Source organism: Flavobacterium nitrogenifigens (genome assembly GCF_003254565.1).
GTDB classification, from domain to species: Bacteria; Bacteroidota; Bacteroidia; order Flavobacteriales; family Flavobacteriaceae; genus Flavobacterium; species Flavobacterium nitrogenifigens.
Genome location: NZ_QJRI01000153.1, coordinates 1 through 15,914 on the forward strand (window position 1 = coordinate 1; position 15,914 = coordinate 15,914).

Sequence of the window (15,914 nt, forward strand, 5' to 3'; positions counted from 1 at the left end):
ATACGTTCCGTAGGAACGTTTGATTAACAAAACGGTGCCGCATTTCTATGAGATCAAGTGTTCCTATGGAACACAATACTAAACAATATTTTTTTTCTACCGACCAGATATTCCTACGGAATATTAAAACATAATTCATTTGCAGAAATGAATAAAACAAATCTTTGATTATCCGCGTTTTCGCAAAGCGAATCTGTTTTATCCGCGTACTATTTAATCAAAGAGGTTATCATTCTTATTTTGTCTTTTGCCGAAGCTTAGCCGTTATTAGTCGAATTTTTAGTACGAGCGGATAATATAATTCTACTTTTATCTTAGTAATTAAATGGCAAGGCAAATGATTAAAGAAGATATAGGTTTTAGAGAAGCAGGGAAATTTGAAGAAACACGTTTTGAGAAAATTCATAATGTTATTTTCGAATCGTCGAAAGAAGCTTCTTTATTGGTCGCTCGTGAAATTGCCAATTTAATTCAGAGAAAGAATGAGCTGAACGAACCTTGTGTTTTAGGTTTGGCTACTGGTTCTTCGCCAATTAAGGTGTATGAAGAATTGGTTAGAATGCACAAAGAGGAAGGGCTTAGTTTTGCTAATGTAGTTACCTTCAATTTGGACGAATATTATCCGATGGATAAAAATGATATTCAGAGTTATTATCATTTTATGCACGAACATTTATTTAATCATGTCAATATTCATCCAGAAAATATAAATATTCCAGACGGGCAGGTGAGTGCCGAGGAATTGCAACAGTATTGTATCGATTATGAGATGAAAATTAAATCGTACGGAGGATTAGATTTTCAGCTTTTAGGAATTGGAAGAACGGGACATATTGGGTTTAATGAACCTGGTTCGCACGTAAATTCAGGGACAAGAAGCATTACGCTTGATCATATTACGAGAGTCGATGCGGCTTCTTCTTTTTTAGGAATAGATAATGTTCCGAGAAAAGCCATTACGATGGGAATTGGCACCGTTAGAAATGCAAAAAGAATTGTTTTGCTGGGCTGGGGAATCAGTAAAGCAGGAATTATAAAAAATACAATCGAAGGAGAAGTTTCTTCGCACGTTCCAGCTACGTATTTACAAGAGCACAACAACACAACATTTGTTCTAGATACGGAAGCTTCATCTGAATTAACAAGAGTTAAAACGCCTTGGCTAGTTAAATCTTGTATTTGGACAGATGAATTAAAATTAAAAGCGGTGGCTTGGTTGAGTGAGTTGACTAAGAAACCTTTCCTTAAACTGACGGATAAAGATTATAACGACAACGGAATGTCGAGTCTTTTGACGGAGGAAGGAACTGCATACGATTTGAACATTAAAATGTTTAATAAAATGCAGCAAACCATCACGGGATGGCCGGGCGGAAAACCCAATGCAGATGATACCTACAGACCGGAGCGTTCCACGCCGGAAAAGAAAAGAATTATCATTTTCAGCCCGCATCCAGATGATGATGTGATTTCGATGGGAGGAACTTTTGACCGTTTGATAGAACAGGGGCATGAAGTTCATGTGGCGTACCAAACATCAGGAAATATTGCCGTTTCAAATGAAGAGGCATTGAAATTTGCTGAGATCTCAAAAGCATTGAATCCAGATTCGAGAATGTCTGATAAATTAATCGAATTTCTTCAGAACAGAACTGGAAATGAAATTGATTCATTAGAAGTAAGAAAGCTAAAAGGATTAATTAGGAGAAGTGAATCTTTTGGCGCGACACGTTATTTAGGTTTGCCAGATTCTAATGTACACTTTTTAGATCTTCCGTTTTACGAAACAGGAACGGTTAAAAAGAATAATCTTTCGGATGCAGATATTAGCATTATGTGCGATATTATTGAAAGAATAAAACCGCATCAAATTTATGCCGCAGGAGATTTAGCAGATCCGCACGGAACTCATAAAGTGTGTTTAGATAGTTTGTTTGAAGCTTTGAAAAGATTAAAACAAGAAAGCTTTATGAATGACTGCTGGGTTTGGCTTTACAGAGGTGCTTGGCATGAATGGGAATCGTACCAAATTGACATGGCAGTACCAATGAGTCCTGATCAGGTTTTAAAGAAACGACATGCTATTTTTTATCACCAGTCTCAAAAAGACGGCGTTATGTTTCAAGGTGATGACAGCAGAGAGTTTTGGGTGCGAGTTGAAGACAGAAACAGATTGACTGCAGAGAAATACCACAGCTTAGGATTAGCAGATTATTCGGCTATTGAGGCGTTTAAACGTTATCATTTCTAAGTGCTTTTTGCAGCAATAAAGATAATAGACTATTTCATGGTTTATTTTGGTTAGTTACCTATAATTGAGAGAAAATGCGGTCGTGGTTGGCCGCATTTTCGTTTTTTTATAGTTTTGTTTTTTAACCGCAAAGTACGCTAAGGTTTACGCAAAGTACGCTAAGATTTTATTTTTGTGACGTTTTAAAAATGAGCAAAAAAAAGTTCGCAAAGCTTTGTGAGTAAACTTTGCGAACCTTGCGTAAATCCCTGCGTGCTTTGCGGTTAAAACTAAATAGAAGAGTTTAAAATTTTCTGTTTAACCTCGTCTATATAAGATCTTCCTATAACATATCGTAAGCCTTCAATTTCAATACTATTTCCTTCAACTGCATCAATTTTATCAATTGCAATTGTGTATGATCTGTGTATTCTGATAAAATCTCTTTCTGGAAGTAAGCTTGTAAAATCAGATAAAGTACTGTGAATTATAAATTTACCTGAAGTGGTGCTTATTTTTAAATAATCTTTTAAACTTTCGATAACCAAAATTTCGTTCAAGAAAATCTTCTTCATTTTTTTCTTGTCGATTTTAACGAAGATAAATGGGTTTTCTTTGCTGTTTTCCTGCGGAACTTTGCTGGTATTGTTAAGTCGTTTGTTGATCTTGTTGACTGCTTTCATTAATCTCGGAAATTCAATTGGTTTTACGAGATAATCCAAAACATCAAGTTCGTAAGTCTCAATTGCAAACTGATCGTAAGCACTTGTAATGATAAGCAACGGTGGGTTTTCTAAACTTTTAATAAAATTAATACCGTCTAAAACAGGCATATTTATGTCCAGAAAAATTACATCAATGGTATTGTTTTTTAAGAAATTCAAGCCTTCAATAGAATTGCTGAAGGTGTTTACTAGTTCTAAATCCTCAATCTGTTCAATATAATTTTTAATAACGTTTATTGCCAATGGCTCATCATCGATAATTAAACACTTTATTTTCATTTCTAAATATTATTTTAGGCCGATATTTGGTTTTTTGTAGGTATAGTTTTCTAAACCTATAAAAGCTGAGGCTATGTGACTTTTATAACTAGTTTAACGACAAAAATATTCTTTTTATTTTTAAATGAAAGCTTATAGTCATTTTTATTATATCCTAATTCCAGTCTTTTTTTGACGTTTTCAATACCTATACCACTTGCCTTGTTAAAATTATCTTTATGTACGGTAAATTCGGGCATAGGGTTTGAAATTGTGAAATATAAATAATCGCCTTTTACTTTAAATCTGATATCAATGAGAACATTTCCAGTGTTTTTGTTGACGCCGTGCTTGAATGCATTTTCGACGAAAGTCAAAAGTAAGACTGGAGAAATTTCTTTATCGTGAATATCTCCCGAAATAGACATATCTACTTCTAAGCGTTCCCCGTTTCTAATTCTTTCCAAATCCAGATAATTCTGAATGCATAAAATTTCATTCTCCAAAGACTGTTTCTTTTCCTTTGTTTCATAAAGCATATAACGCATTAGCTCTGAAAGTTTTAAAACGATTTTCGGAGTCTTGTTGGACTTTTCTACAGAAAGCGAATAAATATTATTTAAAGTATTAAAGAAAAAGTGAGGTGAGATCTGAGATTTTAAAAACAGCAGTTCTGTTTCCAATTGCGATTTTTCTAGATCGGTTACACGTCTCTGTTCCTGTAATAAATCGAGCGTGATTTTAATGGCGGTCACAAAAGTCATTACATACAATTCGCCCATCATCATATCTATGGTATAGTTTAAGGTAAGTGTATTAATAGTCTGCGGACCTTCTGGCCAAACATTATGTGTGATTAGTAAATAAGTCAAGTTGAATTTTAAGACCACCATCACAAAAATCGCCGACAGAACGGTTACTATATATAGGAAGTATTTTTTTTTGTAAACCAGATGTGGCATCAGAACCAAAATATTCAGATAACATAATGCCATGTGAATAGGGAATCCTAATAGAGTGGTTTTTAAGGAATAAACATAATCGTTAAAATAGCTTCCCCATCTGAATGTATTAAACACAAAATACGTGAGCCAAAAGTAAACGTGATAGCGAATAGGTAAACTATATGGTTTGTTTGAATTGAAAATCATAATCGTAGAATAGAATGTCGTTTGTTACTATTTTTTGATGTTTAGGGCTGTTTAAATGTCGTCCGTCTAAAAATGTTTTGGTAAAAATTGAATTTATCTAAATTTAAAGTTAAATTAATATTGTTTTGATATGAGGAAAATTACTCTGCTCTCTTTAACGGTAATTTTTACTGCAAGTTGCAAAATAAATGTAGATAAAAATACGCATCATAAAAGTTTTGCAACAAATTATGTAGATCCTTTTATAGGTACTGGAGGCCACGGACATACGTATCCGGGGGCGACAGTTCCGTTTGGGATGCTGCAAGTGAGTCCAGATAATGGAGTTTCTAGCTGGGACTGGTGTTCGGGCTATCATTATTCTGACTCGATAGTTTCGGGTTTTAGTCATTTACACTTAAGCGGAACAGGAATCGGTGATTTGGCAGATATTTTATTTATGCCGACAAACAAAAAGTTAGACTTAACCGCCAAAGCCGCTTCACGCGATTTCCTTCCGTATAAATCAAAATACAATCATGTTAACGAAAAAGCAACACCGGGTTCTTACCAAGTTTTTCTTGAGGATCCTAAGATCAATGTAGAATTAACTTCTACGCAAAGAACCGCATACCATAAATATACCTATAATAATAACGACGTTCAGTCGGTTGTGGTAGATCTTGGTTTTGCTATTAACTGGGACAAAGCGGTAAAAACGTCTATCAAAATTGAAGATGCTAATACAATTAGCGGTTACCGTTATAGTACGGGCTGGGCAAAAAATCAAAAAGTATATTTTGTTGCCAAATTTTCTAAACCAATTACAGAATCAATTATTACTGTTGATAAAAAAGTAGTTTCTGGTCAAAGTGCTGAAGGAGAAAATACAGCTTTACAATTGTTCTTCGATTCTAAAAACTCTAAAGAATTGGGTATAAAAGTGGCACTTTCTTCTGTAAGTGTTGAAAACGCAAAAGGTAATTTAGATGCTGAAGGTTATAGCTTTGAAAAAGTAAAATCGGATGCGACTTTAGAATGGAACAAAGCTTTAAGCAGAATTAAAGTTGAAACTCCGATTGATTCTCTAAAAACCATTTTCTACACCGCTTTATATCATGCTCAAGTTGCGCCAGTGACTTACAGCGATAAAAACGGACAATTTAGAAGAGAAGACGATAAAATTGTCACGGCTAAAGATTATACCGCTTATTCTACCTTATCACTTTGGGATACGTTTAGAGCAGAGAATCCTTTGCTAACGATCTTAGAACCAACAAAAGTTTCAGATTTAGTAAACTCGATGTTGGCGTATTATGAAACTAAAAAAATACTTCCGGTTTGGACTTTATATGCAAATGAAACCAATACAATGACAGGATATCATTCAATTCCAGTTATTGTTGATGCTTACATGAAAGGAATCAATGGTTTTGATGCCGAAAAAGCTTTCGAAGCAATGAAAGCAACCATGATGCAGGACGAACGCGGATTGAATTTCTACAAAAAATACGGTTACATTCCGTACAACTTATTAGACGAATCAGTTACGATTACTTTAGAATATGCTTATGATGATTGGTGCGTTGCTCAAATGGCAAAAGCTTTAGGAAAAACAGCTGATTATGAATTTTTCTCGAAACGTTCAAAAGCATACGAATATTTATTTGATTCGAAATCTGGTTTCATGAGAGGAAAATCGGAAGATGGAAAATCTTGGAACGAACCTTTCGACCCAAAACACTCCAACCACAGAGAACATACTGATTATACTGAAGGAAATGCTTGGCAGCACAGCTGGTTTGTGCCACATAATGTTGACAATTTCATTAAGCTTCATGGCGGAAATGACACATTTACAAAACGTTTAGAACAGTTATTTACAGAGAGTTCTGAAATTACAGGAAACAATGTTTCGGCAGATATTTCTGGTTTGATCGGACAATATGCACACGGAAACGAGCCAAGCCACCATATTGCTTATATGTTTAATCATGCGGGACAGCCTTGGAGAACGCAATATTGGGTTCGCCATATTTTGGATACACAATATAATACGACTGCAAACGGTCTAAGCGGAAACGAAGATTGCGGGCAAATGTCGGCTTGGTATGTATTCAGTTCAATGGGATTATACCCGATGAATCCAGCTTCTGGAGAATATGAAATTGGAAGTCCGATTTTCGAAAAATCAACTTTAAATCTTCCAAACGGAAAAACTTTTGTAATCGAAGCAGAAAATGTTTCGGATAAAAATTTCTATATCCAATCAGCAACTTTAAACGGAAAAACGTTTAATAAAACGGCAATTTCTCATCAGGAAATGCTAAAAGGCGGCGTACTTCATTTTGTAATGGGAGCACAGCCAAACCAAAACTGGGGTCTAAACTAACTAATTCAAAATAAATAATTTAATGAACATTATAGACGTATCAATCATTTTAATCTATATCGTACTCTCGGTCGGTATTGGAATCTGGATTTCAAGAAAAGCATCAAAAGGACTTGATGATTATTTCCTTGGCGGGAAATCAATCAAATGGTATTTTTTAGGATTGAGCAATGGCTCAGGAATGTTTGATGTTTCAGGAACTTCCTGGATGATTGGAGTTTTATTTCTTTACGGCGTAAAAAGTTTCATGTTTATGTGGCTTTGGCCGATATGGAATCAGATTTTTGTGATGATGTTCCTCGCGGTCTGGATTAGAAGATCAAAAGTAATGACGGGTTCTGAATGGATTCTAACTCGTTTTGGAAGCGACAAAGCTGGAAAAGCATCTCATATTATTGTAGCCATTTTTGCGATTATTTCGACAATTGGTTTCATCGCTTATTTCTTTGTTGGAATCGGAAAATTTGTAACCATCATTCTTCCGTGGGATTTGACAGTTCACATGAATGGTTCTGTTTTCTTAACTTCAGAACAAGCTTATGCATTGTTAATCATTTTTTTAACAACCATTTATACGGTTAAAGGCGGAATGTTTTCTGTTGTAGCGACAGAGGTTGTGCAATATTTAATTATGATTGTTGCCGGAGTTTTAATCGCGGGTTATGCATTCATTAATTATACAGATATTCAGATTAATTCGATAATTACGCCAGAATGGAAAAATGTTTTCTTTGGATGGGAATTTGAAACACAATGGAGCGATAAATTCGAAACGTTTAATAGATTAATTGATACGGAAGGTTACAAAATGTTTGGCGCTTTCATCGGAATGACACTTTTTAAAGGATTCTTTGCGAGTGTTGCAGGACCAACTCCAAGTTACGATTTACAGCGTGTTCTTTCTACAAAATCGGTAAAAGAAGCGGCTTATATGAGTGGTTTTACCAACTTGATTTTATTCATTCCTAGATATTTATTAATCACAGGAATTGTGGTTATCGCTTTAGTGAATTTAGCACCAGAATTAAATGCAAACGTAAATCTTACAGGAGCAGATTTAGAATTATTGATGCCAAAAGTGGTGAATCTTTATATCCCAGTTGGAATTAAAGGAATCCTTTTAGCAGGATTATTAGCAGCGTTTATGTCTGGATTCTCGGCTTTCGTAAATGCAGGGCCAGCTTATATCGTAAATGATATTTATAAAAAATATTTCAAACCAGTTGCGTCAAACAAACATTACATCAAAGTAAGTCAGATTTCTTCTTTCTTAGTTGTTGGATTAGGTGTTTTCATGGGATTCTTCGCAGATTCTATTAACTCATTAACACTTTGGATTACAAGTGCTTTATACGGAGGTTACGTTGCAGCCAACTTCTTAAAATGGATTTGGTGGCGTTTTAACGGATGGGGTTATTTCTGGGGAATGGTCGGCGGATTAATTGCAGCTTCACTTCAATTCATTTTAGATCAAAACAAAGGAAATTTAGCAGAAGGAACATTTTTACATGATCTTTCGCAAGTGCCATCCATTTATTTATTCCCATTAATTTTCGGAATGTCAATTTTGGGTTGTCTTTTAGGAACTTACCTAAGCAAACCAACTGATATGGAAGTTTTAAAATCTTTCTATTCAAACGTAAGACCTTGGGGATTCTGGACTCCGGTTTACAAACAATTAAAAGCGGAAGACCAATCTTTCCAAAAAAATAATGATTTCTATCTTGATATGATGAATTGTGTAATTGGTATTGTATGGCAGTCAAGCATGATTCTGCTTCCGATTTATTTTATCATTAGAGATTATCCAAAAGCGGCTCTGGCATTGGTGGTTTTCTTAGTGACGACTACAGTGTTGAAATTTACTTGGCTGGATAGAGTTAGGAAGATTGAAGAGTAGAGACTTTGCAGATACAAGATTAAAGAAGCAAGATTTTAAAAATTTAAACACATAGAAACATAGATTTTTTTGACTTTGAAAAGAGTGTAGAAAGAAACTAGTTTCTCACACATAGCTTTGAACATAGCCCGTAGTTTCAACTAAGGGAACACAAGATTGGCTGCAAAGCTATGTTTATTTAAACAAGTGAAACGCCTTTTGTAGACAAAGGAAAACTATGTTTCTATGTGTTTAAAAAAGAATAAAAGAATAAAAAAACTAATAAATAAAAAGAACAAAAAATGAGTACTATTCCTTGGCAAGACAGACCCGAAAACAGTAAAGATGTAATGTGGAGATATTCTGAGAATCCAATTATCGACAGATATTCGATTCCTTCATCAAACAGTATATTCAATAGTGCAGTTGTACCTTTTGGAGACGGATATGCTGGGGTTTTCAGATGTGATAACAAAGCGGTTCAGATGAATATTTTTGCTGGTTTCAGTAAAGATGGTATCAATTGGGACATCAACCACGAACCAATTGTAATGCAGGCTGGAAATACAGAAATGATTGAATCGGCTTATAAATACGATCCGCGTGTGGTTTGGATCGAAGATCGTTACTGGATTACTTGGTGTAATGGTTACAATGGACCAACAATTGGTATTGGTTATACTTTTGACTTTAAAGAATTTTTCCAATGTGAAAATGCCTTTTTACCATTCAACAGAAACGGAGTTTTATTCCCACAGAAAATCAACGGAAAATATGCCATGTTAAGCCGTCCAAGTGATAACGGACACACACCTTTCGGAGATATCTGGATCAGCTATAGCCCGGATATGAAATATTGGGGAGAGCATAGATTGGTGATGAAACCAAGTCCGTTTGAGCAAAGCGCTTGGCAGTGTACAAAAGTAGGAGCAGGACCAATTCCGATTTTAACTGAAGAAGGATGGTTAATGATTTACCATGGAGTTATTAATACTTGCAACGGTTTCCGTTATGCAATGGGTTCAGCACTTTTAGATGTTGATTCGCCAGATCAGGTAAAATACAGAACACAGCCTTATTTATTAGGACCTGCAGAAACGTATGAAATGGTTGGTGATGTTCCAAACGTAGTTTTCCCTTGTGCAGCTTTACACGATTTTGAAGAAGATAAATTAGCGGTTTATTACGGTGCGGCTGATACTCACGTAGCTATCGCTTTCGGAAAATTGAGCGAAGTAATTGAGTTTACAAAAAATAATAGTTTATAATATCAAGATGCATAGTAGAAGTAATTTATTGTCCCTTGCCGTTTTTTTTGTTGGATTGATGGGTTATGCGCAATCTGAAAAACCGGTTACGCCGAAAAGTTATGTTGCGTATAAAACTTCAAGCGAAATTGTTATTGACGGAGATGAAGCAGACAAAGCTTGGGAAAAAGCAGATTGGACAACACCTTTTGTCGACATAGAAGGTGTTGAAACTCCAAAATACAAAACTCAGGTAAAAATGCTATGGGACGATAAATACTACTATATTTTCGCTAAAATAGAAGAACCTCACGTTTGGGCAAATCTAAAACAGCGCGATACGATTATTTTTTATAATAATGATTTTGAGGTTTTTATCGATCCAGATAATGATACTCACAATTACTATGAATTAGAAATTAATGCCTTAAACACAGCTTGGGATTTATTCATCAATAAACCGTACCGAGAAAAAAACACCGTTTTAAACGACTGGAATATCGACGGCTTGAAATCGGCTGTAAAAGTGGATGGAACTTTAAATAATGCTTCCGATACAGATAAGGGCTGGACATTAGAAATCGCCATTCCGTGGTCGGTTTATAAAACATCTTATTTTGATGATATTGTTCCGAAAGATAAATTTTGGAAAGTCAATTTCTCTCGAGTGAATTGGCAGCACTCAATTGTTGATGGAAAATATGAACGCAAAAAAGATTCAGAAGGAAAGTTTCTCCCAGAATACAATTGGGTTTGGTCGCCTATGGGAGTGATAAATATGCATGAGCCCGAAAAATGGGCTTATGTATACTTCTCTTCAAAAGAAAGCGATGATAAATTTACAATTCCGCAGGAAGAAAAAGTAAAATGGGAACTGTATACGTTGTACCGTGCTCAAAAGAGATATTTTGATAAAAATAAATCTTGGGCAAAATCACTGCAAAGTATCAGTAAAAAAAATATAGTTGTTGATGGAAAAGTTTTAAAACCAGTTTTAGAAAATCATTCATCAGGATTTAATATCTTGGTACAGAGTCCTTTTTCAAACAAAACCTTAATAATTAAAGAAGATGGTAAAATTATTACGAACGAATAAGTTACAAAAGCTGTCAAAAGTTTTAGTTTTGGTGCTTTCGCTGAGTTTATTCTCGTGCGGACAAAAAGAAAATAAAGATCAGCAAAACGGAAAATTCACTTTTGGAGTCTGGACAACTGCCGATGCTAAAAAATCGGATGCAGATTATTCAAAAGAATTCAAAAAATACAAAGATGGCGGAATCGACGAAGTTTTAATTAACACACAAACCGATCCAAAACTATTAGCAAGATTAGTTCCGCTTGCAAAAAAAGAAGGACTAAAAGTTCACGCTTGGATTATGGCAATGAATCGTCCAAATGATTCAATTGCGTTACAGCATCCAGATTGGTATCAAGTAAGCAAAGAAGGAAAATCTTGTTTTGATAACCGTCCGTATGTAGATTATTACCAATGGCTTTGCCCAACTAAAGAAGAATCTAGAAATCACGTTTTAGGTTTGGTGGATGGTTTAGCAAAAGTTGAAGGAATCGAAAGCGTACATTTAGATTACATTCGTTTCCCAGATATTTTCCTGCCAATTAGTTTATTGCCAAAATATAATTTGGTTCAGGATGTAGAATTACCTCAATTCGATTTTTGTTATTGTGATGCCTGCGTAAGCAAATTCGAAAAAGAACATCACAAAAATCCAAAAAACAGCCACAATACTTCCATTGATATGGAGTGGAAAAACTTCCGTCTAAATGCAGTAAAAGCGGTAGTTGACGATGCGTATAAAATTGCCCATAAACACAATAAGAAATTAACGGCAGCCGTATTTCCTTATCCAGAAATGGCAGACCACATGGTGCGCCAGCGTTGGGATAAATGGAATATTGACGAAGTATATCCAATGATTTATCATAGCTTTTATGATGAAGAAATTGACTGGGTTGGATACGCAACAAAACAAGGTGTAGCAGATTTAGAAGGAAAACCGACAAAAGTAAATACAGGAATTTATATTCCGGGATTAAAATCGGATGCAGAATTGAAAGAAGCCATTTTACTGGCTAAGAAAAATGGTGCAACTGGAGTTTCTTTTTTTGACGGAAACGCCTTATCAGATAGTAATTTAAAAACAATTGCGACCGTAAAAGCAGCCTTGTAGTCGATTTTACTGGGATTAAAAAGTATTACTGATTAATTTAGCAACATCAAGAATATTTTGTTTTTGAAAGTTGAATTAAAACCAAAAGACATGTCAAATAGAAGAGATTTTATCAAGAAAACCACTCTAGGCACTTTAGCCATTAGTTCTGTTTTGGGCGTAAGTGGATTTGCAGCCAATCACGAAAATGAACCAGAAGTAGAATCAAAAGAAAAAAAACAGACCAAACCAATTATTATTTCGACATGGAATCACGGTTTGCCTGCTAACAAAGAATCTTGGAAAAACCTAAAAGAAGGAAAATCAGCATTAGATGCCATTGAAGCCGGAATGAAAATACCTGAAGCAGATCCAAATGTCCGCAGTGTGGGTTATGGAGGATATCCGGATCGCGAAGGAAAAGTTACGCTTGATGCCTGTATCATGGATCACAACAGCAATTGCGGATCAGTTTGCTTCTTACAGGGAATCATGCACCCAATTTCTGTTGCAAAAAGAGTGCTTCAAAATACGCCTCACGTAATGTTAGCAGGGCAAGGTGCATTGCAGTTTGCTTTGTCTGAAGGTTTTAAAGAAGAAAATTTACTGACTCCGGAATCTGAAAGAGACTGGAAAAAATGGCTGGAAGATTCAAAATACAAACCAGTTATTAATATAGAAAATCACGATACCATAAGCATGCTAATGTTAGACCAAGATGGTAACCTTTCTGGCGGATGTACCACGAGCGGTGCAGCTTGGAAAATGCACGGACGCGTCGGTGACTCCCCAATAATCGGCGCGGGTCTTTTCTTGGATAACGAAGTGGGCGCAGCGGCAGCAACTGGTTTGGGCGAAGCGGTTATTAGAACTGCAGGAAGTGCAATGGTGGTGGAATTAATGCGTCAGGGAAAATCGCCTTACGATGCTTGTAAAGAAATTACAGAGCGTATTTACAACAAACATAAAAACCACAAGGACATGGAATACCTGCAAGTTGGTTTTATTGCTTTGAATAAAAACGGTGAATACGCAGGTTACAGCCTAAGATCAGGATTTAATTACGCCGTTTCTGATGATGTAAAAGGCCACAGAATGGAAGACGCGAAATTTAAAATGTCTTGGGATAAGTAAGACTAAACGTGAAATTTTTAAACACATAGAATCATAGATTTTTATTGTGTTTAGAGGCGTTTCACTCTTAAATAAATAACATAGCTTGACGAAAACTTTGCCAAAGTTTTACAACACAGTTTTGTCATTTCGACGCAAGGAGAAATCTTCACAAGAAACTCCACAAAGATTTACAAAATTGAAGTTAGAAAAACAAACATAAAAGGTTACAGTTTCTATGTGCATTCATGCAAAGTGAAACGCCTTTTTTAAGCTTAAAAAAAACTATGTCTCTATGTGTTTAAAAAAATAACCGCAAAGAGAAACCAAAAAACAAAGAATGAAAAAATTACTATTTCTATTAACCCTAATCTCTTCAATTTTCTCAGCAAATGCGCAGAAAATTTATACGGAAAGTGATATTCGTATCATTCCGAAACCGACTCAGACTCTTATCAAAACAGGTATTTTTGAATTTACAAAAGATACAAAGTTTGTAGTAAATGGCGATTTCCAAAAAGATGCTGCAAATGCTTTGGCTTCTAAATTTGGTACTGCTGCAGGATGGAAACCAGAAGTGACTACAAAAGCTCCTGCGAGTAATTATGTTTTATTGAAAACAGATCTGAACTTAAAGAATGAAGCTTACGTTTTAGATGTTAATCCAACTAATATTGTTATTTCTGCAAAAGGGAATAATGGTTTTTTATATGCTTTAGAAAGCATCAGACAATTACTTCCTGAAGCAATTGAAAGTCAGTTTGCTATAACTTCTGCAAAATGGCAAATTCCAAGTTTGACTATTAATGATGAGCCTCGTTTTAAATGGAGAGGTTTAATGTTGGATTTTTCTCGTCATTTCTTTGATAAAAATTATGTTTTCGCAACAATTGATCGTTTGGCAGCGCACAAAATGAATGTTCTGCACATGCACTTAGTTGACGATCAAGGATGGAGAATTGAAATTAAAAAATATCCAAAACTAACAGAAGTTGGCGCTTGGAGAGTTGATCAGGAAAATGTTTCTTGGAATGCTAGATTAACTACAAATCCTGACGAAAAAGGAACTTACGGCGGATTCTTCACGCAAGATGAATTGAAAGAAATTGTAAAATATGCCGCAACAAAAGGAATTGAAGTAATTCCAGAAATTGAAATGCCGGCTCACGTAAGTAGTGCCATTGCATCTTATCCTGAATTGGCTTGTTTCGATCAGAGAATTGGAGTTCCTTCTGGCGGAGTTTGGCCTTTAACAGATATTTACTGTGCAGGAAAAGAAACTACGTTTGAATTTTTACAAAATGTTTTAGACGAAGTAATGGCAATTTTCCCTTCAAAATATGTTCATATTGGGGGAGATGAAGCGACTAAAACCAATTGGGCAAAATGTCCGCACTGTCAAAAGAGAATTAAAGACGAGCACTTAAAAAGTGTAGCAGAATTACAAAGTTATTTCGTAAAACGTATTGAGAAATATGTTAATTCTAAAGGCAAAAAACTAATCGGCTGGGACGAAGTATTGGAAGGCGGATTAAATCCTAGCGCAACAATTATGTGCTGGAGAGGTGAGAAAATTGGTGCAGAGGCGGCTAAACAAGGCCACGATGTAATTATGTCTCCAGAATCTCCTTGTTATTTTAACTTCTATCAAGGACCTCAAAATGAAGAACCTTTAGCTTTTGATGCTTATAATCCGTTGAATAAAGTATATCAGTTTGATCCAGTTGTACAAGGAATGAGTCCTGAGGACGCTTCGCACATTTTAGGCGGACAAGCCAATTTATGGGCAGAACATATTGCGGGTCCAAAAGATTCTGAATATATGATTTTTCCAAGATTAGCCGCTTTATCAGAGACTTTATGGAGTCCGAAAGAGAAACGCAATTGGAACGATTTTACGTCAAGATTGTTTTCAATGTTCAAGCGTTACGATTATCAGGGATTAAATTATGCAAAAAGCGCTTATTTGGTAACGGCTTCTTCTACAGCTGATTTGGGAAACAAACAAATCAAAGTGGAGTTGAAAAATGAGTTTCCAAATCCAGACATTAGATATGTTTTAGGAAATCAGAACATTGATCATCATGCTATAAAATATACCACTCCAATTGAAATTAAAGAAACTACGGTTTTAAAAGCTTCTTTATTTCAAGACGAAAAACCAGTTGGAAAAACATTTACAGATACGATTGTTTTCCATAAAGGATTTGCGAAAAAAGTGAAATACTTAACGCCTTACAACGACAATCATAAAGGAGATGCCAACACCATGGTAAATGCCATTCGCGGAAGCAAGAATTTTCACGATGGACAATGGCAGGCTTGGCTGGTTAATGATATGGAATTGGTAATTGATCTTGAAAAAGTAGAAAGTATTGAGCAAGTATCAGTTGGAGCTTTAGAAAGTCAAGGCGCAGGAGTTAATTTCCCTATTCAAGTGAAAGTATTGATTTCTAATGATGGAATTAAATATACGCAAGTTGGAAAAATAACACGTCCGTATGCAGCTAATCCAGTTCCGGAATTGAAAGATTTCAAAATCAATTTCCAAAAACAAAATGCACGTTTTGTAAAAGTAATCGGAGGCAACTTAAAGAAAAGTCCAAAAGGAGAAAGCTCTTGGTTGTTTGTGGATGAGATTTTGGTGAATTAAATATTTTTAAACACATAGTCCCGATAGCTATCGGGGATAGATTCTTTTTCTTTTGAACTTGGTAAAAGAGTTTAGAAAGAAACTAGTTTCTAACACATAGTTTAACGTGAAATGCTTGT

10 protein-coding genes are annotated in these 15,914 nt (G+C 35.3%); 8 read left to right on the forward strand and 2 right to left on the reverse strand.

The window, feature by feature from the left end:
• Window positions 1-337 precede the first annotated feature (337 nt).
• On the forward strand, window positions 338-2,251 hold the full coding sequence (gene nagB / locus DM397_RS01665) for a glucosamine-6-phosphate deaminase (protein WP_185957090.1): 1,914 nt from the start codon (window positions 338-340) through the stop codon (window positions 2,249-2,251).
• Window positions 2,252-2,520: 269 nt separating this feature from the next.
• Here nagB and DM397_RS01670 read toward each other — a convergent pair whose 3' ends face one another.
• Both DM397_RS01670 and DM397_RS01675 read right to left on the reverse strand, forming a co-directional pair.
• Window positions 2,521-3,234 (reverse strand): LytR/AlgR family response regulator transcription factor, encoded by a 714-nt coding sequence (locus DM397_RS01670; RefSeq protein WP_111375893.1) that lies wholly within the window; start codon window positions 3,232-3,234, stop codon window positions 2,521-2,523.
• 71 nt (window positions 3,235-3,305) lie between these two features.
• Window positions 3,306-4,364 (reverse strand): sensor histidine kinase, encoded by a 1,059-nt coding sequence (locus DM397_RS01675; RefSeq protein ID WP_111375894.1) that lies wholly within the window; start codon window positions 4,362-4,364, stop codon window positions 3,306-3,308.
• Between the two features lie 130 nt (window positions 4,365-4,494).
• On the opposite strand from DM397_RS01675, the gene DM397_RS01680 reads away from it, so the two are divergent.
• The 7 genes from DM397_RS01680 (at window position 4,495) to DM397_RS01710 (ending at window position 15,795) form a co-directional block, all read left to right on the forward strand.
• Complete coding sequence (locus DM397_RS01680; RefSeq protein WP_111375895.1) at window positions 4,495-6,735, forward strand: GH92 family glycosyl hydrolase; 2,241 nt, start codon at window positions 4,495-4,497, stop codon at window positions 6,733-6,735.
• A 22-nt stretch (window positions 6,736-6,757) separates the two neighbouring features.
• Entirely contained in the window at window positions 6,758-8,635 is a 1,878-nt protein-coding gene (locus DM397_RS01685; protein WP_111375896.1) for a sodium:solute symporter family protein, read from the forward strand.
• A 281-nt stretch (window positions 8,636-8,916) separates the two neighbouring features.
• Window positions 8,917-9,882: a glycoside hydrolase family 130 protein gene (locus DM397_RS01690; RefSeq protein WP_111375897.1), complete on the forward strand. Its 966-nt coding sequence runs from the start codon at window positions 8,917-8,919 to the stop codon at window positions 9,880-9,882.
• A 7-nt stretch (window positions 9,883-9,889) separates the two neighbouring features.
• Window positions 9,890-10,957, forward strand: coding sequence for a carbohydrate-binding family 9-like protein (locus tag DM397_RS01695; RefSeq protein WP_111375898.1), 1,068 nt, complete (start codon window positions 9,890-9,892; stop codon window positions 10,955-10,957).
• The gene (locus tag DM397_RS01700) at window positions 10,932-12,050 is read left to right on the forward strand and encodes a putative glycoside hydrolase (RefSeq protein ID WP_111375899.1); all 1,119 of its coding nucleotides are present in this window, start codon (window positions 10,932-10,934) and stop codon (window positions 12,048-12,050) included. Before DM397_RS01695 ends, DM397_RS01700 begins: the two co-directional genes overlap by 26 nt.
• Window positions 12,051-12,140: 90 nt before the next feature.
• Window positions 12,141-13,163, forward strand: coding sequence for an isoaspartyl peptidase/L-asparaginase family protein (locus DM397_RS01705; RefSeq protein WP_111375912.1), 1,023 nt, complete (start codon window positions 12,141-12,143; stop codon window positions 13,161-13,163).
• A 319-nt stretch (window positions 13,164-13,482) separates the two neighbouring features.
• Complete coding sequence (locus tag DM397_RS01710; protein WP_111375900.1) at window positions 13,483-15,795, forward strand: family 20 glycosylhydrolase; 2,313 nt, start codon at window positions 13,483-13,485, stop codon at window positions 15,793-15,795.
• Window positions 15,796-15,914 lie beyond the last annotated feature (119 nt).